This window comes from Streptomyces sp. NPDC037083, from assembly GCF_055606485.1.
The window spans coordinates 659,591-684,520 of record NZ_JBVJSQ010000001.1; the positions used below are offsets into that span (position 1 = coordinate 659,591).

The window sequence follows — 24,930 nt, forward strand, 5'->3', positions numbered from 1 at the left end:
CATCCTCCACGGCCCGCACACCCCTCGCCAGGCCGCCCGGGGAAGTGAACGAACGTTATCGCCAACATCCCGCAACCGGCCGTTTCACGGCGCGGGCCGAGGGGGAAATCACACGGAGGGACACGTTCACCGCGCACGGTTCCCCCGCGCCAAGGGGGGTCCTGCGCACCGGGAGCCGCAACGAGGTAGCCGTACCGCCACGCGCCGCAGACCGCGCCGCGTGGCGGTACGGCGCATCGGCAGGCACGATGGTCATGTAGGGCAGGTAAGGCACGACAGCGGGAGCCTCGTCGCCAGTACCGGCAGGGATTCCCGTCACGTCGATCGGTATGCACGGGTGTCGTGAGAGCCGCACACCCCGCACACCGCAGGCCGGACCCGCTCCACACCCTGTCGTGCCCGATCGACCTCCTCGACATGCGACTTCCACGAGGGCACACGGGGGACAGAGAAGTCCTCAGCGTGCCGACAGGAGGTCGGCCATGAAGGTCACCTGGGCTTTGCAGCCCATTCTTCCGTTGTGTCAGCGCCTGCTGCCGGACATGCCGACCCTTCCAGGCTTCCCGAACCTCACGCATCTCACGAACCTTCCAGGTCTTCCGCACCTCCCGGGTTTTCCGGGACTCCCGAGCCTTCCGAGCAGGCTGGCGGGACTCTCCCTGGCGCTCCTGAAGGCGACCGCCCTCGACCTCGCGATCCTCGCGGGCCATCTGCTCCTCTATCCCTCCGGCATCGCCCAGGAGCGCCGCTGCGCGATCCGCCCCGAGCTGCCCGGGCAGGCGTCCGCCGACGAGCCCGCGCATCTGCCCGCCCAGGCTCCGCCCCCGGTGGTGCTGCTGCACGGGTTCATCGACAACCGTTCGGTGTTCGTCCTGTTGCGCCGCAGCCTGGCCCAGCACGGCAGGCACCGGGTGGAGTCGCTGAACTACTCACCCCTGACGTGTGACATCCGGATCGCGGCCGAGCTGCTCGGCCGGCACATAGAGGAGATCTGCGAGCGCACGGGCAGTCCGCAGGTCGACGTGGTCGGACACAGCCTGGGAGGCCTGATAGCCCGCTACTACGTGCAGCGGCTGTCCGGTGACGCCCGCGTGCGGACGTTGGTCACGCTGGGCACCCCGCACTCCGGCACCCGGGTGGCGCCGCTGGCGAACGCGCACCCGATAGTGCGCCAGATGCGCCCCGGCTCGGAGCTGATCGAGGAGCTTTCCCGGCCCGCACCGGGCTGCCGTACGCACTTCGTCAGCTTCTGGAGCGATCTCGACCACCTGATGGACCCGCTGGAGAGCGCCTGCGTCGAGCATCCGGACCTGCTGGCGCAGAACGTCCGCGTGAGCGGCATCGGCCACCTCGCACTGCCGGTCCACCCCGCCGTCGCGACGGGCATCCGGCAGGCCCTGGACACCGAGCACCCGGGAACGATCGCCGACGCCACCCCGCGAAGCGGCGGCCTGACGGTGGCCTGAAGAGGCGGCCCGAACGTGGCTCGAAGCGGCTTCAAGTCGGCCTGAGGGCAGGCTCACCGCGCGCTGTCGGCGGCGCGCCTCACGGTGTCGACTCGCAACGGTGTCCCGTCGCGGCAACCCCAGCGGTCCGAGGGCGCTCGAACAGCGCCCGAAACCCCTCCCTCAGCGCTCCCACACACCCCTCACCACACCCCTCACCACACCCCTCGAATCCGCCTCCGACATCGAACGCTATTCGAACGTACGGCCAAGCTCGCGCCCCCCGTCCCCCGAAACACGGCCGAATGCCCCTTTCCTGCGAGGGTGAAACCTGCAGAAGATTGTCGTGCCCGCGTACTGCCGGGTACAGTCGCCGCACTGCTCTGGCAGCCCTTGTCGTCGGCGAAAGAGAAGTTGGTGAACGACCGTCACCCGTCGGGGATCACGACCACCCCGGCCCCGGCTTCTGACGCCGCTTCGGCGCACTACGCGTCGTACGGCACCCAGGAAGCCTCGTACGACGGCTTCACCACGTACCAGGGTTACGAGACCGGCTCCTACGACGCCGGCGCGCACCCCAGTGGGCACTTCACGGCGGCCGACCCCCTCTTCGGCGAACTCCCGGGCGACGGCACGCACTCCGCCACCGGTACGTACGACGCCACGCGGTGGAACACCGGCGGTCACCAGGCCCCGGACACGGGCAGTCACCAGACCCTGAACTACGACGGCTACGCGGCCCAGCACCACGCCGCCTACGACACCGGCGCCTACGACGCGACCGCCTGGTCCGGCGAGCACCAGCACCTGTCCGCCGTCCCGCAGCAGGCGACGTCGCACGACGCCAGCGGGCAGTGGGACACGAGCGCGTGGCTGCACCCCGACCAGTCCGCAGGGCCCGCGGACCGGACCCAGCAGTGGGAATGGGGCACGCAGGCCTTCGACACCGGCGCGTACGACGCCACGCAGTGGAACTCCGACGGCGGCGAGAGCGCCGAGGCCGAACACACGGACGGCGACTACGAACAGCCCGCCGAGGTTCCCTTCGACCAGCAGGCCACCGCCACCTTCGAACAGCTCGCGCACGACGAGCCCGCACCGGCCGACGGTGAACTGTCCGACGACGTCCCCTCCCTCCTCGACGATCAGGAGGAGGCCGCCCCCGCACCCCTCGGCCGGGCAGCCACCCGCAACGCGAACCGCTCACGGCGTCGTATGCCCGCCAAGCGGTCGGCCCTGCTGACGGTGGCCGTGCCCTCGGCCTGCGTAATGGGGGTCGCCGGGATCGCCGCCGCCTCCGTCGGCACCCTGACCGGCGGTGACGACCGGGGCACGACGGCCTCCGCGTCGGACGCGCAGCCGGTGAAACCCGCCACCGCCAACAACAAGTTGGACAGCCAGCTCGAGACCCTCAGCGCCGAGGCCGACGACTTCGCCGACCGGGCGAGCCGTACGCAGGAACGCATCGACCTCAAGGCGCAGCAGGAAGCCGAGAAGAAGAAGGCGGCCGCTGAGGCGGCCCGCAAGGAGCGGCTGCGCCCCAAGTACGCCCTTCCGGTCGCGCAGCACGGCCTCAGCGCCTACTTCGGCCAGGCCGGCATCAACTGGATGTCCCAGCACACCGGCATCGACTTCCCGGTCTCCTACGGCACGACGGTGATGGCCGCGACGGACGGCACCGTGCGGACGCAGTGGAACAGCGCCTACGGGAACATGATGATCGTGACGGCGAAGGACGGCACGGAGACCTGGTACTGCCATCTCTCCACCTACCGCGTCTCGTCCGGCACGACCGTCAAGGCCGGCGACCCGATCGCGTACTCCGGCAACTCCGGCAACTCCACCGGCCCGCACCTGCACTTCGAGGTTCGGCCGGCCGGCGGCTCCGCGATCGACCCGCTGCCGTGGCTGCGCAGCCACGCACTGAACCCGACGTAATACGGACCGGGACCGGGCCCATACGGACCGGGGCCGGGCCGAACCGGCGCGAGAACGAGACGTGGAGACCGGCTTCACACCCTGAGCCCCCGCCGCCGAAGCGGGGGCTCACTCGTGCGCTGTCCGGGTGCCGTTCGTGCGCCGTCGGCGCGCTACAGCTTCTCCACCGGCGCGTACCGCAGCAGCAGCCGCTTCGGCTTGGTGTCGCCGAAGTCGATCGTCGCCTCGGCGTTCGCGCCCGTGCCCTTCACGCCCACGACCGTGCCCAGCCCGAACTGGTCGTGCGTGACACGGTCGCCCACGGTCAGCGCGACCACCGGCTTCTCCGCCGTCCGCCGTGTCGCGAAGCCGGACGCGCCCGCGGCCGACGAGCGCGAGCGGGACGAGGACAGCGAGGCCGCCACCCCGGACACCGGACCGGAGGACACGGGCGCGGTCGCCCCCGTCCGCTTCCAGTCCACATGCGTCGCCGGGATCTCCTCCAGGAACCGGGAGGGCGGGTTGTACGACGGCTGTCCCCAGGCGCTGCGCAGCGAGGACCGGGTGAGGTACAGCCGTTCACGCGCGCGCGTGATGCCCACGTAGGCGAGCCGGCGTTCCTCCTCCAGCTCCTTGGTCTGGCCGAGGGCGCGCATGTGTGGGAAGACGCCGTCCTCCATGCCGGTCAGGAAGACGACCGGGAACTCCAGGCCCTTGGCGGTGTGCAGGGTCATCAGGGTGATGACTCCGGAGCCGTCCTCCTCCTCGTCCGGGATCTGGTCGGAGTCGGCGACCAGGGCGACCCGCTCCAGGAAGTCGGAGAGCCCGGCCGGTGTGCCGCCTTCGCCCTCCGCCTCACCGGTCTCCTGCTCGAACTCCAGGGCCACGGCGGCGAGTTCCTGGAGGTTCTCGATGCGCGTCTCGTCCTGCGGGTCGGTGGAGGCCTGCAACTCGGCGAGGTAGCCGGTGCGTTCGAGCACCGCCTCGAGGACGGTGGCGGGACCCGCACCGGACTCGACGACGGTGCGGAGTTCCTCCATGAGCGCGTTGAACCGCTTCACGGCGTTCGTCGACCGCGAGGCCATGCCGTAGGCCTCGTCGACGCGCTTCAGCGCCTGCGGGAAGCTGATCTTCTCGCGCTGGGAGAGGGCGTCGATCATCGCCTCGGCGCGGTCGCCGATGCCGCGCTTGGGCACGTTGAGGATCCGGCGCAGCGGGACCGAGTCCTCCGGGTTGGCCAGCACGCGCAGGTAGGCCAGGACGTCCCGGACCTCCTTGCGCTCGTAGAAGCGGACTCCGCCGACGACCTTGTAGGGCAGGCCGACGCGGATGAAGATCTCTTCGAAGACACGGGACTGGGCGTTGGTGCGGTAGAAGACGGCGACGTCGCCCGCCTTCGCCTCCCCGGCGTCCGTCAGACGGTCTATCTCGTCGGCGACGAACTGGGCCTCGTCGTGCTCGGTGTCGGCCACATAGCCGGTGATGCGGGCGCCGGCGCCCGCGTTGGTCCACAGGTTCTTGGGGCGGCGGGACTCGTTGCGCTCGATGACCGCGTTCGCCGCCGACAGGATCGTCTGCGTGGAGCGGTAGTTCTGCTCCAGCAGGATCGTCGTCGCGTCCGGGTAGTCCTCCTCGAACTGGAGGATGTTGCGGATCGTCGCGCCCCGGAAGGCGTAGATCGACTGGTCGGCGTCGCCCACGACGCACAGTTCGGCGGGCGGCAGGTCGAACTCGCCGGGCGGTACGTCCACGGGGTGCTCGGAGGTGCCGACGAGTTCCCGGACCAGCGCGTACTGGGCGTGGTTGGTGTCCTGGTACTCGTCGACGAGGACGTGCCGGAAGCGGCGCCGGTAGTGCTCGGCGACGTCGGGGAAGGCGCGCAGCAGGTTGACCGTCGTCATGATCAGGTCGTCGAAGTCGAGGGCGTTCGCCTCGCGCAGCCGGGACTGGTACATCGCGTAGGCCTGGGCGAGGGTCTTCTCGAAGCCGTCGGTGGCCTGCGCGGCGAAGTCCTCCTCGTCGATCAGCTCGTTCTTCAGGTTGCTGATCTTGGCGCTGAAGGACTTGGGCGGGTAACGCTTGGGGTCGAGGTCCAGGTCGCGGCAGACCAGGGCCATGAGGCGCTTGGAGTCGGCGGCGTCGTAGATCGAGAAGGACGACGTGAAGCCGAGCTTCTTGCTCTCCCGGCGCAGGATGCGCACGCACGCGCTGTGGAAGGTCATCACCCACATCGCGTTCGCGCGCGGGCCGACGAGCTGCTCGACGCGCTCCTTCATCTCGCCCGCGGCCTTGTTGGTGAAGGTGATCGCGAGGATCTGCCCCGGGTGCACGTTGCGCGCGGCGAGCAGATGGGCGATGCGGTGGGTGAGCACGCGCGTCTTGCCGGAGCCGGCGCCGGCCACGATGAGCAGCGGAGTGCCGGCGTGCGCGACGGCCGCACGCTGGTTGTCGTTCAGCCCCTCCAGCAGCGCCGCCGCGTCCAGGACCGGGCGCGGGGCGCCGTCGCGGTAGTGGGCGTCCCGGTCCGGGGGCAGGTCGAACTTCCCGCCGAACAGATCGTCCGGAACCGACTCCGGTCCGTGATCGTCCTCGGGCGGCGGCGGGGGTTCCTCCCCGTGGGCGCGGGGGCCCTGGAGATCCGCCAGGAAGCTGTCGTCAAAGAGGCTGCTCATCGCTCTCCGAGTCTAGGGTGCCCCACTGACAACGCGGAGCCGTCCCGGGAACATCCCCGATCTCACCTTCCGAGGCGGCGTTATCACAGCACGTGATCCCACGCGCGGGCTTCGCCCAAAGTCACGAAAATGTATCGGGCATATCGCCCGCCAACCTTCACACGGGCCACACGAGTTGGCTACCGTGCCGGGCAGGCCGCACGGATCCCCACCGGCGAACCTCGCCGGGCCGCACGGCCTCCGCCGAGTCCGGTGCGCCCCCTGTGCGGCAGCCGGAGCCGGGAACCCACCGAACCCCCGGGGTGAATCGACCCGACCCTCCTCCCAGGGACGGGCCGTAGGGCGCCCTTCCGAACCATCCGCCCGAACCCTCCCCCCAGTGCCCGAACGGACTGGGCGGGCCCCCCACCGCCGACCCGGTAGGCGGACGTTGGAAGGAGTCGCCTCCCTTGGCGTCGCAGCACCGCAAGCCGCGCTCCGCGGGCCCGCGCGTGGCAGGCATACGCACGCCCGCCTTCGCCACCGCCGCGTTGACGTCCGTCGCCCTGCTCTCCCAGACGGCGAACGCCGCGCCGGACGACGGCAAGCCGAGCCTGGAGGAGGTCGAGAAGAAGGTCGACGACCTCTACCGCCAGGCAGAGTCGGCGACCGAGAAGTACAACGCCGCCAAGGAGAAGACGACCAAGCAGCGCAAACGCGTCGACACCCTCCTCGACGACGTCGCCCAGCGCACCCAGAAGCTCAACGAGGCGCGGGAGGAGCTGGGTTCCTACGCCGCGGCCCAGTACCGCACCGGCGCCTCCGCGCCCGACACGGCGACGTTCCTGCTCGCGGACACCCCGCAGGACTACTTCGACCAGAACCAGCTGATGAGCCGGCTCACCGATCGCCAGAAGGGCGCGGTCGACGACTACGTGACCGAGCAGTCGGCGACGATGAGGAAGCGCCAGGAGGCGGCAGAGAGCCTTGCGACGCTCACCGACACGCAGAGCGAGCTCCGGACCGCCAAGGCCACCGTCCAGAAGAAGCTGAGCGACGCGCGCGAGCTGCTGTCCCGGCTGACGGCCCAGGAGAAGGCGCGCCTCGCGGCGATCGAGAAGCAGAAGCAGGAGGAGGCCGCACGCCAGGCGGCCGAGCTCGCCCGGCAGCAGGCGGCACGGCAGGCGGCGGCGCAGCAGGAGAGCGGCGGCTCGTCGGGCACGGGGACCTCGACGGGGACCTCGTCCACCTCGCCGTCCCCGGCGGACTCCACGTACACCGCCAAGGCCGAGAAGGCGCTGGCCTTCGCCCGCGCGCAGATCGGCAAGCCCTACGTCTGGGGCGCCACGGGCCCCGACTCCTACGACTGCTCCGGCCTCACCCAGGCCGCCTGGAAGGCCGCCGGCGTCACCCTCCCGCGCACCACCTACGACCAGGTGAACGCCGGCACCACGGTCTCCCTCGCCGACGCCCAGCCCGGTGACCTGGTGTTCTTCTACGACGACGTCAGCCACGTCGGCGTCTACATCGGCAACGGCATGATGATCCACGCCCCGAAGCCGGGCGCGTACGTCCGCGAGGAGTCGATCTACTACGACGGCGAGTCGGGCATCCACAGCTTTGTGCGCCCGGCCTGAGCGCACGACCTGCCATCCACGCGTGGCCTGCCCATAGCGACTGAGCGCACGAGTCGGGCAGCCGCCCGCACGGCCTGCCCGACCGCAACGCACGGACCGGGCATGCGCCGCATGGCCTGCCCGGCCTCGACACGCGCGCGGGGCGCGCCCGACGCCAATACACCGGACCACGGTCGGGCGCCGTCGCTCCTGACACCGCCTTGCGCCTCTTGCACCGCCCTGCACGTCGCGCCCTGGGCCCCGGGGCCTGCACCTCGCGCGCTGCACTCCGCGCCCTGCACCCGCGCGTAATTCCGGCTGCACGCGCGCGTGCCCCGCTCGTGCGGCGGGGCGGGCTCCTTAGCATCGGGCGCATGTCCGGGTCCTCCGCTGTCCCCTCGTCCTCCCCCGGCCCCTCCGGCCGTTCCCCTCTCCGCGTCTGGTGGGCGCGGCGGCAGCCGGCGGCCGGGGCCGCTGTGATGGCGACCGGGATCCTGTCGATCGGTCTGGATCTGACCGGGTACGACGTGTTGTCCCGCGTCGCCCTGGCGATGGCGGGCGCCGCCTGGGTGGCGCTCGCGGTGGACTTCGTCGCACGGCTGGTGTCGGAGCGCGAGCATTGGCTGGCGGAGGCCGGGACGCCGGAGGCGATGACCGCCGTGGCCGCGACGGCGGTGCTCGGAACGCGTCTTTCGATGCTGGGCCGGCAGACGCTCGCCGAGGCGCTGCTGGCCCTGGCCACGGTGTTGTGGCCGGTGCTGCTCGTGACCGTCGTACGACGCTGGAGACGGGGCATGCCCGGCGGGGTATTCCTGTGCTGCGTGGCCACGCAGGGGCTCGCCGTGCTCGGTGCGGTCCTCGCGAGGGCGGAGGGGGCGGCCTGGCTCGCGCACGCGGCGCTCGTGCTGTTCTGGCTCGGTCTCGTGCTCTACTGCGTCGCCCTGGCCCTGTTCGACGTGCGACAGGTCGCGGAGGGCCCCGGGGACCAGTGGGTGGCGGGCGGCGCGCTCGCCGTCTCGGCGCTCGCGGGGGCGAAGCTCCTCGCGGCCGACACCGGGGGTCTGTACCTGTGGAACGACGACGACACCGATGTCCTGCGCACGGTGACCGTCGCGCTGCTGGTGCTCGACCTGGCCTGGTACGCCGTGCTGCTGGCCGCCGAGGCGCGATGGCCACGGCCGCGCTACGACATCCGCCGCTGGTCGACGGTCTTCCCGATGGGCATGACGGCGGCGGCCACCCTGTCCGTCGCGGACGACGTCGACCTCCCGTCGCTGGAAGTGCCGGGGGAGGTGCTGCTGTGGGTCGCCGTGGCGGCGTGGCTGGCCCTCGCCGCGGCGGCGGTGGCCTCGGCCGTCGAGGTCGTCGGGGTCGTCAGGTCCAGAGCACCGCGATGAAGACGTTCACCACGGTCAGCAGTCCGACCAGGCCGAAGAGAGGCTTCTCCACCCGCTCGTCGTCCCGCTTCACGTAGACGAGGCCGAGGATCACGATCAGCAGCGCCAGCTTCACGCCGATCTTGATGTTGTTGACATGCTGGTCGTCGGCCTGGTTGAGGCCGACCAGGATGACGCCGGTGACCAGCATCGTCGCCGCGCCGTGCAGCATCGCGGGGACGAAGCGGGCCGTGCCCTGGCCCATCGCCTTCATCTGCGTGAGGAAGCCGCCGAGGAGCGCGGCGATGCCGATGATGTGCAGGCCGACGAAGAGATGGATGAGTACGTCCATGAAGCCGGATGCTAATCAGCCGGCCCGCCCCGCCCGACACCGCCCCTCGCACCGACCGGGCCGGCGCGCCCGCGAGCGCTTCGCCGGCCCACGCGGCCCGCGAACGCTTGCCGCGCCGCCGCCCGCGAGCGCTTGCATATATGCGCCATAGCACCCCGGCGTCCGGCATGCCCCGGAATCACCGCTTCGGTCAGGCGCCGCGTGAACCCGACGCGCCGGTTTCGAAATGTCGAACACATACGGTCACCCGGCAGTCCGCTCGCGTCACTTCCGCACATCGCGTTACCCGACCGTCACCATCAGGCCTAGCGTCCTCCCCCAGGTGACCGGCTCCCCACCGCCGCCCGGCCCAGGGGCGGCAGTCGGCCACCACCGCCGAGGAGTCCGGCGGCGTCCCGCTCCCCCGTGCGGGCCGTCGCCGGGCCCGTCAGCCGCTTCCCGGGGCCGTCCGTCCGCTCCCCCCGACGGCCCAGGGTCGCGGATGACGGGGTCGGCCGTCGGCCCGCCGGTCACCCGGAGGCCGTACGGACCGGCCGAGGCGGTCGTACGAAAGGACGTGCAGTCCCACGTGGCAGCGCACCGCAAGCCCCGACAGCGCTCGCTCGGCGGCCAGACGGCCCGTACCGCGTTCACGCTCGCTCTCGCGGGCGCCGCGACGGCGACGGCCTTCGACGGGACCGGACAGGCCGAGCCGAGCCTGACCCCGGCCGAGGTCAAGGCGAAGGTGGCCAAGCTGTACCAGGAGGCCGAGGAGGCCACCGAGAAGTACAACGGCGCGCAGGAGAAGGCCACTGCGGCCGAACAGCGGCTGGCGACGATGCGGGACGAGGCGGCGCGCAAGGAGGAGAAGCTCAACTCGGCGCGTGAGGCGCTGGGTTCGATGGCGGCGGCGCAGTACCGCAGCAGCGGGCTCGACCCCGCCGTGCAACTGGCGCTCTCCGACGATCCCGACCGCTACCTCGACGGCGCCGCCTTCGCCGAACGGGCCGGCGACCGGCAGGCGGCCGCCGTCGCCCGGGTGCGCGGACAGCTGCGGGAGATCGAGCAGTTGCGCGGCGCCGCACGCCTCGAACTGACCTCGCTCAAGGCGCGCCAGGCGGAGCTGAGGGCGCAGAAGACGACGATCACCGGCAAGCTGGACGCGGCACGCCGGCTGCTGTCCCGGCTGACCGCGGCCGAGCGGGCCCGGATCGGCGACGCGGACGGCGGGAGCACGGGCGCCCGCGCCTCACGCGCCTCGGCGAGCGGACGCGTCGGCCTCCCGACGCCCGGCTCCGCCACCGCCGAAGCCCCCAGCTCCCGTGCGGCCGCCGCGGTCTCCTACGCCTACTCGAAGCTCGGCAGCCCGTATGTGTGGGGCGCCACCGGACCCAACGCCTTCGACTGCTCGGGCCTCGTCCTCGCCTCCTACCGCTCCGCCGGGGTCTCCCTGCCCCGCACCACCTACTCCCAGATCGGTGCCGGGCAGCGCGTCTCCCGCTCCGAACTCCTCCCGGGCGACCTGGTGTTCTTCTACTCCGGCATCACTCACGTGGGCCTGTACATCGGCGGCGGCCAGATGATCCACGCACCGAACCCGTCAGCTCCGGTGCGGGTGGCTCCGATCGACGAGATGCCTTTCGCGGGCGCGACACGGGTGGTGTGAGGCGGTGCGGCCACCAGCCGCCCACCGAACGTCACACCGACCGCCACACCTGACGCCCCGCCGGACGTCACACCAACCGCCCCGCCAGACGTCACACCAGCCGCCCCGCCAGACACGACGCCAGGCGTCGCACCAGACGCGACGCCAGAATCCCACCGAACGTCACACCAGACGCGACGCCAGGGGTCACACCGAACATGTCACGCGGGTCGCCCCGCCGGACGTCACACCAGCCGTCGCGCCGTGGCCCACCGGGTCAGCTCGTGCCGGTTGGACAGCTGGAGCTTGCGCAGCACCGCCGAGACGTGCGACTCGACCGTCTTGACGGAGATGAAGAGCTGCTTGGCGATCTCCTTGTAGGCGTAACCGCGGGCGATGAGCCGCAGGACCTCGCGCTCGCGCTGGGTGAGACGGTCGAGGTCCTCGTCGACCGGCGGGGCGTCCGTGGAGGCGAAGGCGTCGAGGACGAACCCCGCGAGGCGCGGCGAGAAGACGGCGTCGCCCTCCTGCACCCGGAAGACGGAGTTCACGAGGTCGGTCCCCGTGATCGTCTTGGTGACATAGCCACGGGCGCCGCCGCGGATCACCCCGATCACGTCCTCCGCCGCATCCGACACGGACAGGGCGAGGAAGCGCACAGGCTGTTCGGCGTCGGCCATCAGCGGGGCGCAGCGGCGCAGCACTTCGACCCCGCCGCCGCCCGGCAGATGAACGTCGAGGAGGACCACCTCGGGCCGGGTCGCGGTGATGACGGTCACCGCCTGGTCGACGTCCGCCGCCTCGCCGACGACCTCCACGCCGGTCTGGGCGGTCTGGCCGATCTCGGCCTGCACGCCCGTGCGGAACATGCGGTGGTCGTCGACGAGGACCACGCGCACATGGCGCCCGCCCGTGGCGTCGCCCGGGGTCTTCGCCGGCTCGGCCGCCTCCGCAGCTCCCGTCGTGCCGTTCGTGTCGGTCGTGTCGGTCGGGTCGCTCATGACGTCTTCTCCGCCCTCTCCATCTCCAGCTCGATCTCGGTGCCGCCGCCCGGGGCCCCCCGCAGCCGCGCCGTGCCGCCGTGGCGCTCCATGCGGCCGATGATCGATTCTCTGACGCCCATGCGGTCGGCGGGTATCGAGTCGAGGTCGAAGCCGGGGCCGCGGTCGCGGACGGACACGAAGACCGTCCTGCCCTCGACTTCGGCGTAGACCTGCACGGCGCCGCCCTCGCCACCGTACTTGGCCGCGTTCACCATCGCCTCACGCGCGGCCTGCATCTGTGCGCCGACCCGTTCGTCGATCGGGCAGTCGCCGACGACCACGACCTCGATGGGGACGCCGTGCTTGTCCTCCACCTCGGCGGCGTTGCGGCGGACCGCGTCGGCGACGGTGGTGGGCTCGTCGGCCTCTTCCTTGCCGGTCCCCTCGGGTTTGTACAGCCAGGTGCGCAGGTCGCGTTCCTGGGCGCGGGCCAGGCGGCGCACCTCGCCCGCGTTCTCGGCGTTGCGCTGGATCAGGGTCAGGGTGTGCAGCACGGAGTCGTGGACATGGGCGGCGACCTCCGCCCGTTCCTGGGCGCGGATGCGCATCAGGCGCTCCTCGGAGAGGTCCTGGGTCATACGGACCAGGTAGGGCCCGGCGAGGAGCGTGATGCCGACGATCACGGCGAGCGCCGCCTGCAGAACGGACCCGAGGTGGGCGGCGGAGCCCTGCAGGACGAAGGTGCCGGAGACGCCGGCCGTGACCAGCAGGACGCCGGCTCCCGCGCGCAGCAGCGTGAGCGTGCGGCGTCTGCGGCCCACCTCGACCCAGCGGGCCCGGCGGGCGTTGTCCGCCTGGCGCCAGACGAGGGCGACGCCCGCTCCGACGAGGACGGCGGGCACGAGGTACGCCTTGGCGCCGCTGCCCAGATTCACGTTGCCCACGAAGACCGTGGCGACGACGACCATGAGGAGCAGGGCGACGATCTGCCCCTTGTCGGGCTTGCGGGCGACGAGCCGGCGACGGCCGTCGGGGGCGGTCTCGGTGACGACGAGCGCCGGGGGCTTCTGGTCTCCGACGCCGCCGACGCCGAGCGGCACGAAGAACCAGAACGCCGCGTAGAGCAGGGCGCCGAGGCCGTCCGCCATGAACAGGCCGACGAAGACGAGCCGCACCCACACGACGGGCAGGCCGAGATGCCCGGCGAGCCCCCGCGCCACACCACCCAGCCAGCGTCCGTCGCTGCTGCGGTAGAGCTTGCGCGGCGGCCGCGGTTCGACGAGTGGCGCTGCTGCGGCTTCCGGCATGCCAACGATGGTCACACGGGCGGCGGAGCCGGGCATCAGGGTTCGCCCCCGAGACGCCCCTGATCTTCGAAGTCCCCTGGCCTCGAACACCTCCCCGGCCCTCGGTCAGGGCCGATATCAGGGTCCGACCAGGGTCGTTCCGACTGCCGCGAGGGCGCTCCGCCCGCCACCATGGACTCATGACAGATCACCAGCACGCCGCGGACGCCGTGCCCGACGGGGGCGCCGCGCCCGGCGCGGCCGCCCCGTCCTCCGGCGCCTCGGGTGCCGCAGGTGAGAAGCCCCGCGCGCATGGAAAGCAGGGAGCCCGCGACGAACCCGGTTCGTCCGGGCGGAGGGACGCCGAAGCAAGAGACGCAAGAGACGCAGGCGAGGCCAGGACGGCCGCCGAGGCCGCCGTCGCCGCCGCGACAGCGGCTGCCGCGGCGGGGGGCGCGGCTGCCGCGGCGGGGGGCGCGGCGGGCGCGGCCGCCGGCGCCGGACGGGGGGACGACAGCGCGACGGCTCCCGGTCTCCCGTCCAGGTTCCGGCGGGACCGCGAGCACAAGATGCTCGCGGGTGTCTGCGCGGGCCTGGGGCGGCAGTGCGACATGGACCCGGTGATCTTCCGGATCACGCTCGCCGTGCTCTCCGCGACCGGCGGCATCGGCCTCATCTTCTACGGCTTCGCCTGGCTCTTCGTCCCGTACGCCGACGACGGGCAGAACGAGGTGCGCAAGCTCCTGACCGGCCGGGTCGACGGCCAGGCCCTCGCCGCCGTGCTGTTCGCCCTGGTCGGCTGCGGCGTATTCCTGTCGATGCTGAACAACGGCAGCGTGCTCGCCTTCGCCGTCGTCGTCTCCCTGCTTCTCGCGGGCGCCGGGTACTGGTCACGGCACCGGGACTCCTCCGACGCCGACCCGCTGGCCGCGCAGGCGGTGGCCGACGCGCCGCCGGAGGCCCAGGCGCCGCCCGTACCGGCCGCCTACCCCTCCTGGTGGCGCGACCCCATCGTCAAGGACGGCACGCACGACGGCGGCACGGGCTATCTGTGGGGCCCCTGGGACTCCCGGGGCCGGGACATCACGGCGGCCGTCAACGTCGAGCTCACCGGCCACATCCGCCCCGCCGAGGACATACGCGCCCGCCGCGAGCCGGACGCCGGACCGCGCGGCCCGCGCTGGATCGGCGGCTGGATCTTCCTGCTCGCCGTCCTGGCCGGCGGCCTCGTCACCGGGCTCTCCTGGGACGGACATCCGCTCGGCACCACCCTGCAGGCAGGTCTGGCTGCCGCGCTGATCGTGTTCGGCGCAGGCATCGCGGTCAGCTCGTTCCTGGGACGGACGGGGGCGGGGTCGGTGTTCCTGGCGATCGTCACGGCGGGCCTGCTGGCCGGCGCGGCGGCCCTCCCGAAGGACATCGGCACGCACTGGGTCGAGACGACATGGCAGCCCACGACGGTGGCCGCCGTACAGCCTGCCTACGACCTGGGCACCGGCGAGGGCACCCTTGACCTGTCCCGGCTGGGTCTGGCCAAGGGACAGACGGTCGGCACCGAAGCCGAGGTGGGCGCGGGCCGACTGCTGGTGATCGTGCCGGCGGACGTGACCGTGAAGGTGAGGATCGACGTGGGGCTGGGAGACGTCCAGCTGCCGGGCGACGACAAGAAGGACGTGGACGTGGAGCCGGGCAAGCACAAGGAGGTGACCCTGCGGCCCGCTTCGGGCACGGCGGACGCGGGAACCATCGATCTCGACCTGCGGGTCGGAGTGGGACAGGCGGAGGTGGCCCGTGCTGCGTCATGAGTTCCGGCCCGGCAGGCTGGTCGCCGGCGCCTTCTTCGCCTTCGCGGGCGTCGTCTACGCGGGTGACGCGGGCGGCCTGTGGGAAACGCCGTGGTTCGTGGTGATCCCGGTCGTCACGGCCGGCCTCTGCCTGGCGGGTGTGACGGGCGTCGTGGCCCGGAGCATACGCAGGCGACGCAGGCCGTCCCCCCGGACCGCCAGGACCGGGGCCGGCACGAACGCGGCACCGTGACCCGGCGGCGTCGCCCCTCGCGGGTGTCGCCCGGACCGCCGCGGATCAGCCCAGACTCCCCGTCCGCTGCCGCCGCCTGGAGCGCCAGGCGGCGTCCACGGAGAGGACCGGGGCGCCGGCGAGTACCAGCGGCAGCCAGGCCATCAGGTAAGGGAGGTCGTTGCCCAGGTAGTACGGCTCCGAGGCCCAGCTCATCGTCAGCCACAGGCTGAGCGAGATCAGCGCGCCGCCGAGTGCGGCGAGCCGGGTGAGGATGCCCAGCAGGGCGCCGACGCCGACGGCGAGTTCGCCGAAGGCCATGGCGTAGCCGAAGCCGACAGGGTTCTTCAGGGCCATGTCGACCATGGCCGGGATGGCCGAGGAGTCACGGACGGCGCGCATGGTCTCGCCGATCGAGCCGGCGCCGCTGTCCTTCAGGAAGGCGGGGTCGGTGAGCTTGTCGAGTCCGGCGTAGATGAAGGTGACGCCGAGGAAGATGCGCAGAGGAACGAGGGCGTAGCGGGTGGCTGTGTCCCGCCAGTCGCGGCCGCTGCCGTCGAGATAGGGGGAGTAGGTGTCCGTCCGCCTGCCGTGAGTCATCGCCCGTAGCCGCCTCTCGCCCGGAGTGGTGGGACCCCTCGACAGACCATACGTACGAAATGGGGGATGCGCTCAACTATTGGTGCTCAACTGTGCGAACGGGTACGGGTGCTCAACTGGGGGGACGGGCTCTCCGCCCCGCCGGTCGTCCGCACGGGGTCTCCGTCCCACCGGCCGACCGCGGACTCTCCGCCCCACCGGCCGACCGCGGCCTCTCCGCCCCACCGGCCGACCGCACGGGCTCCGTGTCTCGGCGGTTCGTCCGGCGGCGGCCGGTGTTCAGTCGGTGACGTCGATGGCGTACCGGTTCGTCTCCACCCCGGCCGCCGTGACGACCTGCACCTCCACCCGCCCCGGCTCCACGTCCGCCGGGACGGGCACGGTGAGGACGGCGTCGCCGGGGTTGCTGAAGCCGCCCGTGACCGGGACGAGGGGCACATGGACGTGGACCGGGCCGATACGGACGACCATGCGGCACAGTCGGTCGGCCGTCTGGGCTCCGGGCGGGACGAAGCCGGCGCCGCGGATCTCGATGTCGTCTCCGGTGCGGATCGGGGCGTCGAGGTCACCGGCCTCGCGGGAACGGACGACGGAGAGGATGACGGGGCGGCCGCCCTCGGCGTACTTGCCGGCGAGGTAGGTGGCGGCCGAGACCAGGACCACGACCGCCAGGCCCCACGGCAGGTCGGGCAGTTGGTCGGGACGGCGGGCCAGACGGACCGCGGCGAAGGCGAGGGCTACCGCGCCGATCACGACGTACTGGATGTCGGCGAAGGCGCCGCGACCGGAGTCGTCGGTCAGCAGGTCGGCGGCGCGGGGGCGGTGGGCGCGGACCTTCTGGAGGCGCTGGCCGAGGACGCGCAGGCCGACCACCCTGCGCACCAGCACGGCGATGCCGCAGACCACGGCGAGGACGGTCACGATGCCCGCGCCGCGGGCGAGGTCGAGCCCGGCGATCAGCGCGTCACGTTCGGCGTGGCCGGAGGCGGCCGCGAGCCTGCCCGCCAGGACCAGCACCGCGTAGGCCACGAACAGCACCCAGGCGGCGGCGACCGCGCGGGAGGTGGACAGCCGGTTGTCCTCGCCGATCACGGGGGCGAGCACCCCGCCGCGTGCCCGGTGGAACCAGGAGGCGGCGGTCAGCGCCCCGGCGACGACGAGTGCGGCGAGGAGTGCGGCGGTGCGGGCCGCGGTCCAGCCCGCGCCGACGGCGGTCAGGGACTGCACCAGCAGCAGCACGACGACCGCCGCCCACACGGTGACCGCAGTGCGCAGCCACAGACGGCCCAGCCAGGCCTCGCCCTCGGCGCGGCCGCGTTCGGCGACGAGTTCCGCGGACTGCGTGAGCTCTTCGGAGACCCACTGGCGGGAGGCGGAAAGGGAGTGCGCGACGGCGGCCGGCAGGCCCTGGCCGGCCGCGTACTCGTCCCGTTTCAGCAGGAACGCGGCGACCGCGCGCCGGTGTCCCTCGCGTGCCCCGTGGGGGCAGTCCCCGCAGGTGCAGCCGCCGTCGTGCGCGCCCGCTCCCGGGCCGGGGCCCGTGCCCTGTCTCGCCTCCTGCACCGCCACGTCCGACGCCCGCCTTCCCCACGACCCGATCGGATGGCGGCCCGGGAGAACCCCCTGAGGGACCCGGCCGTCACCCTGTGAACAACTCCCCTGCGATGACAGCGAATTGTGCCCTACCACACACCCTGTGTGCCCGGCAGGTCTGGTCAGCGCGGGTGAAGCGGGGAGGGCAGTGTTGACCCGGCTGCGAGAATTTGCCCATGGCCGAGATCATCCAGCGTGACGGGAGCTGGGCCTTCGACGGCACGACGGTGAGGATCACGCCGGGACTGCACCGCTCCGTGCCGCTGTTCCGGCAGACGTACGGGGAGATCGCCGTGCCTCTGGAGGCGGTCGCCGGGATCGTCTACGAGCCCGAACGCAGGCGCGGACGGCTGCGGATGCGGCTGCGCGAGGGGGCCGATCCGCTGTTGCAGGCGACCGGCGGGCGGTTGCCCGAGGCGGCCGATCCCTACCGGCTCACCGTGGCCGTGGACCGCTCCGGGGTCGCCGAGTACCTCGCCGAGGAGATCCGGCACGCGCTGTTGCTGGACCAGATCCCGGGCGAGCCGACCAAGGCCTACCTGCTGCCGGGTCCGCCGGTGCCGGTCTCGGTGCGGTCCTCCGACGGCACGGTCTCCTACGACGGCACCCAGGTGCGGATCGACTGGGCGGACACCTCCGACCGGGTGAAACGGGCGACCGGCCCCCGCGTGATCAACGTCGGCGACGTGGTGCGGGTCGAGTGGCTGCCCAACTCCGGTTTCGAGGACGGCTTCCTGCGCTTCGTGACCCGCGAGACGGTGTACTCGAAGCTGCCCGCCGAGAAGGACCCGTACGCCCTGGACCTGTGGGGCAACGTGAGCCGCGATCTGCTGACGGCACTGGTGGCGACGGCCGTCACCGCGCGTCTGCCGCACCCCTCCACCCGCGCGCACACGGAGCCGGGGCGCCGGCCCGAGCACGCCGACGGACGGCAGGACGCGGACCGGGGGCGGCAGCTCACGGCGTCCGTCCCACCCCCGGCCGACCACCACGACATACTGCTGCGCCGGCTGCGCGAGCTGGGCGAGCTGCACCGGGACGGGGTGCTGACGGACGAGGAGTTCGCCCGGACGAAGGCCGTCGTGCTGCGAGGCTTCTGAGCGTCGACGAGCCGCATGACCACGGCGCGCGCGATCACGAGCCGCATCACCACCGGCCCGCGCGATCACGAGCCGCATCACCACGAGCCGTGCGATCAATGGGGCGGGCGATCACCGGGCGGGCGATGACGAGCCGCGTGGTCTCGTGTGCCGCGTTCAGGTCAGCAGGTCCGGTTCGCTGCGGCTGATGTCCTGCCACAGGGGCTGGTAGTTGATCCACGCCACCAGGTCTCCGCCGAGCTGTTCCCGGGTGGCGACAGCCGCCCGGTGGTCGATCAGGACGGGCCTGCCCGCCGCTCGCGCGGTCAGCTGGACCTGGCTGGAGCGCTCCATCGACAGGAACCACCAGGCGGCCGCGTCGACGGAGTCGCCGACCGTCAGCAGCCCGTGGTTGCGCAGCACGAGCGCCTTGCGGGAGCCGAGCGCGGCCGCGATGCGCCGCCCCTCCCCCGCGTCGACGGCCACGCCGGTGTAGGCGTCGTAGAGGGCATGGTCCTCGTAGAACGCGCAGCTCTCCTGGGTGATGGGATCGAGCAGCTCGCCCAGCGCGGCGAGGGCGCGGCCGTGGACGGAGTGGCAGTGGGCGACGGCGACGACGTCGGGGCGAGCGGCGTGGACCTGGGCGTGCACGGTGAAGGCCGCCTGGTTGACGTGGTAGCGGCCCTCGACGACCTGCCCGTCGGCGTTGACCAGCACGAGGTCGCCGACGGTGACGTGCTTGAAGGGCATGCCGAACGGATTGACCCAGAAGCAGTCGCTGAACTCGGGGTCACGGGCGGTGATGTGCCCCGAGACGCCGTCCTCGAAGCCGAGCCGCCCGAAGATCCGCACCGCCCCCGCCAGCCGTTCCTTGCGGTGCCTGCGCTCGTCGTCCACCGATTCGTGCATCGGCGGCATCGCGAACCGCAGTCGGTCGGTGGGCAGCGGGGCAGGCGGCGTGGGCCCGTCCATCGGTCCTCCAGCACTGGGTTGCTTTACGACGCGGAAGTTACCGTCGGTCCGTGCAAAAGGGCAGAGCCGTTATGCAAAGATGACGATTTCCGTCACCTTCGGAGCACGTCTTGAGCATCGCCGACCGGCACATCACGTCCCTCATGCGTCAGATCGCGACGCGCAACGCCATCGAGCTCGTCCACCCGTTCGCGGAGCTGCAGACGTTCGGCGCGTTGGTCTACATAGCCGAGTGCTACGGCTTCCGGTACGAGAGCGTGCGCCTCGTCGGCAAGCAGCGCATCCTGCACGTCCAGCTGGTGCGGGACCCCAGCCCCTGGGCGCGGCAACGGGCAGCGGCGAATACGGCGGCCTTCCCCGATCCGGGCCCCGGCCGCCCGGTGCCGGGCATGTACCTGGGCTCGCTCACGCCGGTCCCCGAGGTGCAGGCGGACGTCGACGTGATCACGGCGCTCATCCGCCACGAGGCCCTGGGCGCGGCCGCCAACCGCAAGCAGATGCTGGCCCTCGGCTGGGGTTCGGCGGTGCTGTTCCTGCTGATGGCCCCGCTGACCGGCAAGTACGCCGTGCTGTTGCCGCTCGCCGTGCTGATGCCGGCGTTCATGCTGGGCGCCCTGCGGGTGAACACGAACCGGCGCGCGAAACTGGCCCGGCAGCTCACGGCGGCCGGCTGCACGCCGGTGCGGGACGAGGCGGGCCGCGAGCGGTTCGTCCGTCCGGCGCCGCACGGAATGGCGCAGGGAACGCCGGAGGGAATGCCGCAGGGAATGCCGCAGGGAATGCCGCAGGGCTGACGCCCCGGGTGAGAACACCGACAGCGGATGTCGGGTATCGGAGCCACACTCGCCGTATGACTACGAGTGGCACCGCACGGAACTGGGCCGCCTTCGCCGGGGCGGAGCCCGAGTTCGCCAGAACCGCCGAGGACCGGTTCGCGGCCTTCACCCATCACGTCCTCGCGACCCTGCGCAAGGACGGCTCCCCGCGCACCAGCGGCATCGAGGTCCGGTTCGTCGGCGGTGAGCTGTGGCTCGGCATGATGCCGGGCTCGCTCAAGGCCCTCGACCTGCGCCGGGATCCCCGCTTCTGTCTCCAGGCCAACCCCGGCGAGGGCACCGGGATGGGCGGGGGCGACGTACGGATCGCCGGTCGGGCGGTGGAGGTGGAGGAGGGCGAGGCGAGGGCCGCGTACGTGAAAGAGGTGGAACCGCCGCAGCCGTTCCACCTCTTCCGCACCGAGCTGACGGAGGTCGTCAGGACCTACGTCGAGGACGACACCTATCTGGTCGCCCAGGTCTGGAAGCCCGGAGAGCCGGTGCGGACCCTCAAGCGGACCTAGACCGGCAGGGGGCCTACTCCCACTCGATGGTGCCCGGCGGCTTCGAGGTCACGTCGACGACGACGCGGTTGACGTCACGGACCTCGTTGGTGATCCGGGTGGAGATCTTCGCCAGGACGTCGTACGGCAGGCGCGACCAGTCGGCGGTCATCGCGTCCTCGGAGGAGACCGGGCGCAGCACGATCGGGTGACCGTAGGTGCGGCCGTCGCCCTGGACGCCGACGCTGCGGACGTCGGCGAGGAGGACCACCGGGCACTGCCAGATCTCACGGTCGAGACCGGCGGCCGTCAGCTCCTCGCGGGCGATGGCGTCGGCGTCGCGCAGCAGGTCGAGGCGGTCCTTGGTGACCTCGCCGACGATGCGGATGCCGAGGCCGGGGCCCGGGAAGGGCTGGCGCTGGACGATCTCCTCGGGCAGGCCGAGCTCCTGTCCGACCATGCGGACCTCGTCCTTGAACAGCTTGCGCAGCGGCTCGATGAGCTGAAACTCGAGGTCCTCGGGCAGGCCGCCGACGTTGTGGTGGGACTTGATGTTCGCGGTGCCGGTGCCGCCGCCGGACTCGACGACGTCCGGGTACAGCGTGCCCTGCACGAGGAACTCCACCGCCGGACCCTCGTCCGCGATGATCTCGGCCTGGGCCTGCTCGAAGACGCGGATGAACTCGCGGCCGATGATCTTCCGCTTCTCCTCGGGGTCCGAGACTCCCTTGAGCGCGGTGAGGAAACGCTCCTCCGCGTCCACGACCTTCAACTGGACGCCGGTGGCGGCGACGAAGTCCTTCTCGACCTGCTCGGTCTCGCCCTTGCGCATCAGGCCGTGGTCGACGTACACGCAGGTCAGCTGGGAGCCGATGGCCTTCTGGACGAGGGCCGCGGCGACCGCCGAGTCCACGCCGCCGGACAGGCCGCAGATGGCGCGCCGGTCGCCGACCTGCTCGCGGATGGCCGCGACCTGCTCCTCGATGACGTTGCCGGTGGTCCAGTCCGGGGTGAGGCCCGCGCCGCGGTACAGGAAGTGCTCCAGGACCTGCTGGCCGTGCGTGGAGTGCATGACCTCCGGGTGGTACTGGACGCCGTACAGCTTCTTCTCGTCGTTCTCGAAGGCGGCGACCGGGACGACGTCCGTGGAGGCGCTGACGGTGAAGCCCTCGGGGGCGGCGGAGCAGGCGTCGCCGTGCGACATCCACACGGCCTGCTCGACCGGGGTGCCCTCGAAGAGGGTGGAGGACGCGCGCGAGACGTGCAGGTCGGTACGGCCGTACTCACGGGCGCCGGTGTTGTCCACCGTGCCGCCGAGGGTCTGCGCCATCAGCTGGAAGCCGTAGCACATGCCGAAGACGGGGACGCCGGCCTCGAAGATCGCGCGGTCGAGGCGGGGGGCGCCCGCCTCGTAGACGGACGAGGGACCGCCGGAGAGGATGATCGCCGCCGGGTTCTTGGCGAGCATCTCCTCGACGGGCATGGTGCTCGGCACGATCTCGCTGTAGACCCGCGCCTCGCGGACTCGACGGGCGATGAGCTGGGCGTACTGCGCGCCGAAGTCGACGACCAGGACGGTGTCGGGGGCGGCGGCAGCGGGAGTCGCTGTTGACACGGGGGCCTTCCGGCGGTTTGGGCGGGGTCTCTGTGCTGGCCAATTCTACCGAGAGTGGGCGTGGCGCCGTCCCGTCGCCCGGCCCGTCCCGCGTCCGCCGCCCGGCCCGCCCCCGCGTCTCAGCATGCGAACCGTCTTGGACCCCGTCCGGAGGCCCGGCATACTGGGCGCATGCTCTCGCACACGACCTTCGTCTTTACCTATGGCACCCGGCCCGCCGGCTGCCATGGTCGTGCCGCTTGAGCAACTGACAAGCGACTTCCCAGGCGCCCCGGGCCGACAAGGCCCGGGGCGCCTGTCGTTTCCCTCCCGGGTCCTGTCGCTCCGGGGCGGCCCGTACTCACACAGGAGCCCCCATGACCGCCATCGACGTGACCGGCGCCCGTACCCCCGAGGCCGCCGACGTGATCACCGGCGCCCGTGAGCGCATCGACGCGCTCGACGACCGGATCATCGGTCTGATCCAGGAACGGATGGCCGTCTCGGCCGTCATCCAGGAGGCGCGGATCACCTCCGGCGGCCGGCGCGTGAACCTCTCCCGCGAGATGGAGGTCCTGGGCCACTACCGGGACGCGCTCGGCAGGCCCGGGACGTCCCTGGCGATGACGCTGCTCGAACTGTGCCGGGGGCGCGTCTGAACCAGGGCGTGCGTTCGGACGGCGTGCGTTCGGGCGGCGTGAGTTCGGGCGCCGTCTCACCCGTACGGCGCGTGACCGCAGCCCGGACGGCGTCGTTGGTCCCGGTGTCCGCTCCAGCCAGGGGCGGGCCCGGAAGAACCACGCGTGGCTCGCTGGGGCGATGAGGCGTACGGCTCGTGCCGTGCGCCGTGGGACCTCGCTCCAGGAAGTGACCGGACGGCAGGGGACAGCAGCCCGGTCACCCAAGAGAACGGTCGGTCTCGGGGACGCCCGGGACCGACCGGCGGAAAATGCAAAAATGCACAAGGGCTGGGTCAAACGGTTGCGGGGGCCGCGCTCATCCAGCACGATGCGTAGAAAGCCCCGAGCGACCTCAAGTCCCTCTTCGGGCAGACGCCTTGCACGCGTCGCCCCCCCACTGCCAGAGGTCCAGACCAGCGGCGCAACCCCCCGGCGCCGCTCCCCGGCACCGGCGCTGCCCTGACGCCGGTGCTGACGATAGAGAAGGGCCCTGCGGATCCGTCCCGCGGGGCCCTTCGTCATGGGCCCTTCGTCATGAGCCCTTCCGCATGCCGCGCGAGCGGCGTGACGCGGACCACATAAAGATCCTGTGAGTACAGGGCAACTGTTCATGGCCTTCGCCTGTCACACCTCGCGAACCAAGGCCCATTCCCCACCCCCATTGCGGAAGGCCTCCGAACCGGATCCACCGAGGTCTTCATGAAGCTTCGCCGCACGATGGTCGCCATGGCCGCGACCGCCGCCGTCGCGCCGATCGCCCTGCTGTCCGCGCCCCCCGCCGTCGCGGAGGGGAACGGCACGTCCTCCCCGAGCGCGTCCTCGACGGAGAGCGCCGGCTCCACCGCGTCCGCGTCCGACACGGACGGCCAGGGCGCCACCGGGACGCCGACCGGCGCCTCGTCTGCCTCCTCGTCGTCGGAGTCGGACAGCCTGCAGGCCACCGGCACCGCGACCGGCACTCCGACCGGCACCGCGACGGGCACCGCCTCGCCGTCCGCGTCCGGTTCCGGGACGGCCTCCGCGAGCCCGTCGGCGAGCGAGAGCGAGGACGCGTTCGACCCGTACACGGACTGCAAGTCCTTCGACCTGGACGAGAAGCTCACGGCCGAGATCAAGGGCCTGCCGAGCAAGATCGTCGCCGGTTCCGGATGGCACGACTTCGAGTTCGTCGTCGACAACGACTCCGACCACGACCTGAAGAACGTGTACATCGACGCGTTCCTGGAGTACGGCGACGACACCGACGCCTGGCTGTCCGAGGGCCTGGCCGTCATCCAGGTCAAGGAGGACGGCAAGTGGACCAGCGGCTACCAGGACTCCTACGAGGACGAGGACGGTGAGCAGGTCGTCACGGGCTCCTTCGTGGGGCTGCTCGACTCCCTGGAGAAGAACTCCTCCGCGTCCCTCGACCTGCGCGTGAAGGTCAAGGCGTCCGCGCCCGCGGGCTCGTCGCTCGCGCTGAGCGAGGCCATCTACGCCGGCGAGGGCTCCGCCTGCTACGGCAACGGGGACTTCTACGACGTCGAGATCCTGGCCGCCGGCGGCGACGCGGACGGCGTCGACGACGCCAAGCCGAACGGTGACAAGCCCACCGACGGCGCCAAGCCCCAGGGCGGCGCCAAGCCGATCAGCGGCAGCCTCGCCGCGACCGGTTCCGGCTCCGCGCTCCCGATGATCGGGCTGGTCGGCGGCGCCGCCGTCGTCGCGGGCGCGGGAGCCGTGTTCGTCGCGCGTCGCCGCAAGGTCGGCACGCACGCGTAACGCGCACCAGGACCAGCGAGGGGACCTGCGCTCGGAGGGGGGCGCAGGTCCCTTCGCCTTTTCCGGA

19 protein-coding genes and 1 pseudogene are annotated in these 24,930 nt (G+C 71.9%); 12 read left to right on the forward strand and 8 right to left on the reverse strand.

The genetic code is table 11. The annotated features are described in order from the left end of the window. Positions 1-482 precede the first annotated feature (482 nt). Both ACZ7DE_RS03040 and ACZ7DE_RS03045 read left to right on the forward strand, forming a co-directional pair. Positions 483-1,466, forward strand: a complete 984-nt coding sequence (locus ACZ7DE_RS03040; protein WP_470757295.1) for an esterase/lipase family protein — start codon at positions 483-485, stop codon at positions 1,464-1,466. Between the two features lie 396 nt (positions 1,467-1,862). Beyond that, entirely contained in the window at positions 1,863-3,383 is a 1,521-nt protein-coding gene (locus tag ACZ7DE_RS03045; RefSeq protein WP_470757297.1) for a M23 family metallopeptidase, read from the forward strand. 152 nt (positions 3,384-3,535) lie between these two features. Here ACZ7DE_RS03045 and pcrA read toward each other — a convergent pair whose 3' ends face one another. Next, positions 3,536-6,034, reverse strand: coding sequence for a DNA helicase PcrA (gene pcrA, locus ACZ7DE_RS03050; protein ID WP_470757299.1), 2,499 nt, complete (start codon positions 6,032-6,034; stop codon positions 3,536-3,538). Positions 6,035-6,483: 449 nt separating this feature from the next. Between pcrA and ACZ7DE_RS03055 the strand changes: the two genes are divergently transcribed. Beyond that, positions 6,484-7,650, forward strand: coding sequence for a C40 family peptidase (locus ACZ7DE_RS03055; RefSeq protein WP_470757301.1), 1,167 nt, complete (start codon positions 6,484-6,486; stop codon positions 7,648-7,650). Between the two features lie 353 nt (positions 7,651-8,003). After that, positions 8,004-9,026 (forward strand): tellurite resistance/C4-dicarboxylate transporter family protein, encoded by a 1,023-nt coding sequence (locus ACZ7DE_RS03060; RefSeq protein ID WP_470757303.1) that lies wholly within the window; start codon positions 8,004-8,006, stop codon positions 9,024-9,026. Here the strand turns inward: ACZ7DE_RS03060 and ACZ7DE_RS03065 are convergent. After that, positions 9,004-9,357 (reverse strand): hypothetical protein, encoded by a 354-nt coding sequence (locus ACZ7DE_RS03065; RefSeq protein ID WP_470757305.1) that lies wholly within the window; start codon positions 9,355-9,357, stop codon positions 9,004-9,006. The genes ACZ7DE_RS03060 and ACZ7DE_RS03065 overlap by 23 nt on opposite strands. Positions 9,358-9,925: 568 nt before the next feature. Between ACZ7DE_RS03065 and ACZ7DE_RS03070 the strand changes: the two genes are divergently transcribed. Then, complete coding sequence (locus ACZ7DE_RS03070) at positions 9,926-11,002, forward strand: C40 family peptidase (protein ID WP_470757307.1); 1,077 nt, start codon at positions 9,926-9,928, stop codon at positions 11,000-11,002. 224 nt (positions 11,003-11,226) lie between these two features. Here the strand turns inward: ACZ7DE_RS03070 and ACZ7DE_RS03075 are convergent, their stop codons facing one another. Next, entirely contained in the window at positions 11,227-11,982 is a 756-nt protein-coding gene (locus ACZ7DE_RS03075) for a LuxR C-terminal-related transcriptional regulator (RefSeq protein WP_470757309.1), read from the reverse strand. After that, complete coding sequence (locus ACZ7DE_RS03080; protein ID WP_470757311.1) at positions 11,979-13,307, reverse strand: ATP-binding protein; 1,329 nt, start codon at positions 13,305-13,307, stop codon at positions 11,979-11,981. Before ACZ7DE_RS03080 ends, ACZ7DE_RS03075 begins: the two co-directional genes overlap by 4 nt. Positions 13,308-13,450: 143 nt before the next feature. Here ACZ7DE_RS03080 and ACZ7DE_RS03085 point away from each other — a divergent pair, with 143 nt between their 5' ends. Together ACZ7DE_RS03085 and ACZ7DE_RS03090 are read left to right on the forward strand one after the other, a co-directional pair. Further along, entirely contained in the window at positions 13,451-15,055 is a 1,605-nt protein-coding gene (locus tag ACZ7DE_RS03085; protein WP_470757313.1) for a PspC domain-containing protein, read from the forward strand. Further along, positions 15,042-15,287 (forward strand): hypothetical protein, encoded by a 246-nt coding sequence (locus ACZ7DE_RS03090; protein WP_470757315.1) that lies wholly within the window; start codon positions 15,042-15,044, stop codon positions 15,285-15,287. The genes ACZ7DE_RS03085 and ACZ7DE_RS03090 overlap by 14 nt, the downstream gene beginning before the upstream one ends. A 45-nt stretch (positions 15,288-15,332) precedes the next feature. On the opposite strand, the gene ACZ7DE_RS03095 is transcribed toward ACZ7DE_RS03090, so the two are convergent. Together ACZ7DE_RS03095 and ACZ7DE_RS03100 are read right to left on the reverse strand one after the other, a co-directional pair. Further along, complete coding sequence (locus tag ACZ7DE_RS03095) at positions 15,333-15,866, reverse strand: DoxX family protein (RefSeq protein WP_470757316.1); 534 nt, start codon at positions 15,864-15,866, stop codon at positions 15,333-15,335. 279 nt (positions 15,867-16,145) lie between these two features. Beyond that, positions 16,146-17,435 (reverse strand): hypothetical protein, encoded by a 1,290-nt coding sequence (locus ACZ7DE_RS03100; protein WP_470757318.1) that lies wholly within the window; start codon positions 17,433-17,435, stop codon positions 16,146-16,148. Between the two features lie 200 nt (positions 17,436-17,635). Between ACZ7DE_RS03100 and ACZ7DE_RS03105 the strand changes: the two genes are divergently transcribed. Continuing rightward, entirely contained in the window at positions 17,636-18,559 is a 924-nt protein-coding gene (locus tag ACZ7DE_RS03105; RefSeq protein WP_470757320.1) for a DUF4429 domain-containing protein, read from the forward strand. Positions 18,560-18,715: 156 nt separating this feature from the next. Here ACZ7DE_RS03105 and ACZ7DE_RS03110 read toward each other — a convergent pair whose 3' ends face one another. Next, positions 18,716-19,510: a class II aldolase/adducin family protein gene (locus tag ACZ7DE_RS03110; RefSeq protein ID WP_470757322.1), complete on the reverse strand. Its 795-nt coding sequence runs from the start codon at positions 19,508-19,510 to the stop codon at positions 18,716-18,718. Positions 19,511-19,620: 110 nt separating this feature from the next. Between ACZ7DE_RS03110 and ACZ7DE_RS03115 the strand changes: the two genes are divergently transcribed. Continuing rightward, on the forward strand, positions 19,621-20,304 hold the full coding sequence (locus ACZ7DE_RS03115) for a hypothetical protein (RefSeq protein WP_470757324.1): 684 nt from the start codon (positions 19,621-19,623) through the stop codon (positions 20,302-20,304). A gap of 56 nt (positions 20,305-20,360) precedes the next feature. Next, complete coding sequence (locus ACZ7DE_RS03120; protein ID WP_470757326.1) at positions 20,361-20,849, forward strand: pyridoxamine 5'-phosphate oxidase family protein; 489 nt, start codon at positions 20,361-20,363, stop codon at positions 20,847-20,849. Between the two features lie 13 nt (positions 20,850-20,862). On the opposite strand, the gene guaA is transcribed toward ACZ7DE_RS03120, so the two are convergent. Continuing rightward, entirely contained in the window at positions 20,863-22,443 is a 1,581-nt protein-coding gene (gene guaA / locus ACZ7DE_RS03125; protein ID WP_470757328.1) for a glutamine-hydrolyzing GMP synthase, read from the reverse strand. A gap of 329 nt (positions 22,444-22,772) precedes the next feature. Here guaA and ACZ7DE_RS03130 point away from each other — a divergent pair. After that, a pseudogene (locus ACZ7DE_RS03130) lies at positions 22,773-23,081 on the forward strand (chorismate mutase); the annotation flags it as partial. Positions 23,082-23,801: 720 nt separating this feature from the next. Next, positions 23,802-24,863 (forward strand): hypothetical protein, encoded by a 1,062-nt coding sequence (locus ACZ7DE_RS03135; RefSeq protein ID WP_470757330.1) that lies wholly within the window; start codon positions 23,802-23,804, stop codon positions 24,861-24,863. Positions 24,864-24,930 lie beyond the last annotated feature (67 nt).

Excerpts from the sequence above, each read along its gene's own strand:
- ACZ7DE_RS03040 (WP_470757295.1), top strand. The coding sequence starts at position 483 with ATGAAGGTCACCTGGGCTTTGCAGCCCATTCTTCCGTTGTGTCAGCGC.
- pcrA (WP_470757299.1), bottom strand. The coding sequence starts at position 6,034 with ATGAGCAGCCTCTTTGACGACAGCTTCCTGGCGGATCTCCAGGGCCCC.
- ACZ7DE_RS03060 (WP_470757303.1), top strand. The coding sequence starts at position 8,004 with ATGTCCGGGTCCTCCGCTGTCCCCTCGTCCTCCCCCGGCCCCTCCGGC.
- ACZ7DE_RS03065 (WP_470757305.1), bottom strand. The coding sequence starts at position 9,357 with ATGGACGTACTCATCCATCTCTTCGTCGGCCTGCACATCATCGGCATC.
- ACZ7DE_RS03075 (WP_470757309.1), bottom strand. The coding sequence starts at position 11,982 with ATGAGCGACCCGACCGACACGACCGACACGAACGGCACGACGGGAGCT.
- ACZ7DE_RS03080 (WP_470757311.1), bottom strand. The coding sequence starts at position 13,307 with ATGCCCGGCTCCGCCGCCCGTGTGACCATCGTTGGCATGCCGGAAGCC.
- ACZ7DE_RS03085 (WP_470757313.1), top strand. The coding sequence starts at position 13,451 with ATGACAGATCACCAGCACGCCGCGGACGCCGTGCCCGACGGGGGCGCC.
- ACZ7DE_RS03095 (WP_470757316.1), bottom strand. The coding sequence starts at position 15,866 with ATGACTCACGGCAGGCGGACGGACACCTACTCCCCCTATCTCGACGGC.
- ACZ7DE_RS03105 (WP_470757320.1), top strand. The coding sequence starts at position 17,636 with ATGGCCGAGATCATCCAGCGTGACGGGAGCTGGGCCTTCGACGGCACG.
- ACZ7DE_RS03110 (WP_470757322.1), bottom strand. The coding sequence starts at position 19,510 with ATGGACGGGCCCACGCCGCCTGCCCCGCTGCCCACCGACCGACTGCGG.
- ACZ7DE_RS03120 (WP_470757326.1), top strand. The coding sequence starts at position 20,361 with ATGACTACGAGTGGCACCGCACGGAACTGGGCCGCCTTCGCCGGGGCG.
- ACZ7DE_RS03135 (WP_470757330.1), top strand. The coding sequence starts at position 23,802 with ATGAAGCTTCGCCGCACGATGGTCGCCATGGCCGCGACCGCCGCCGTC.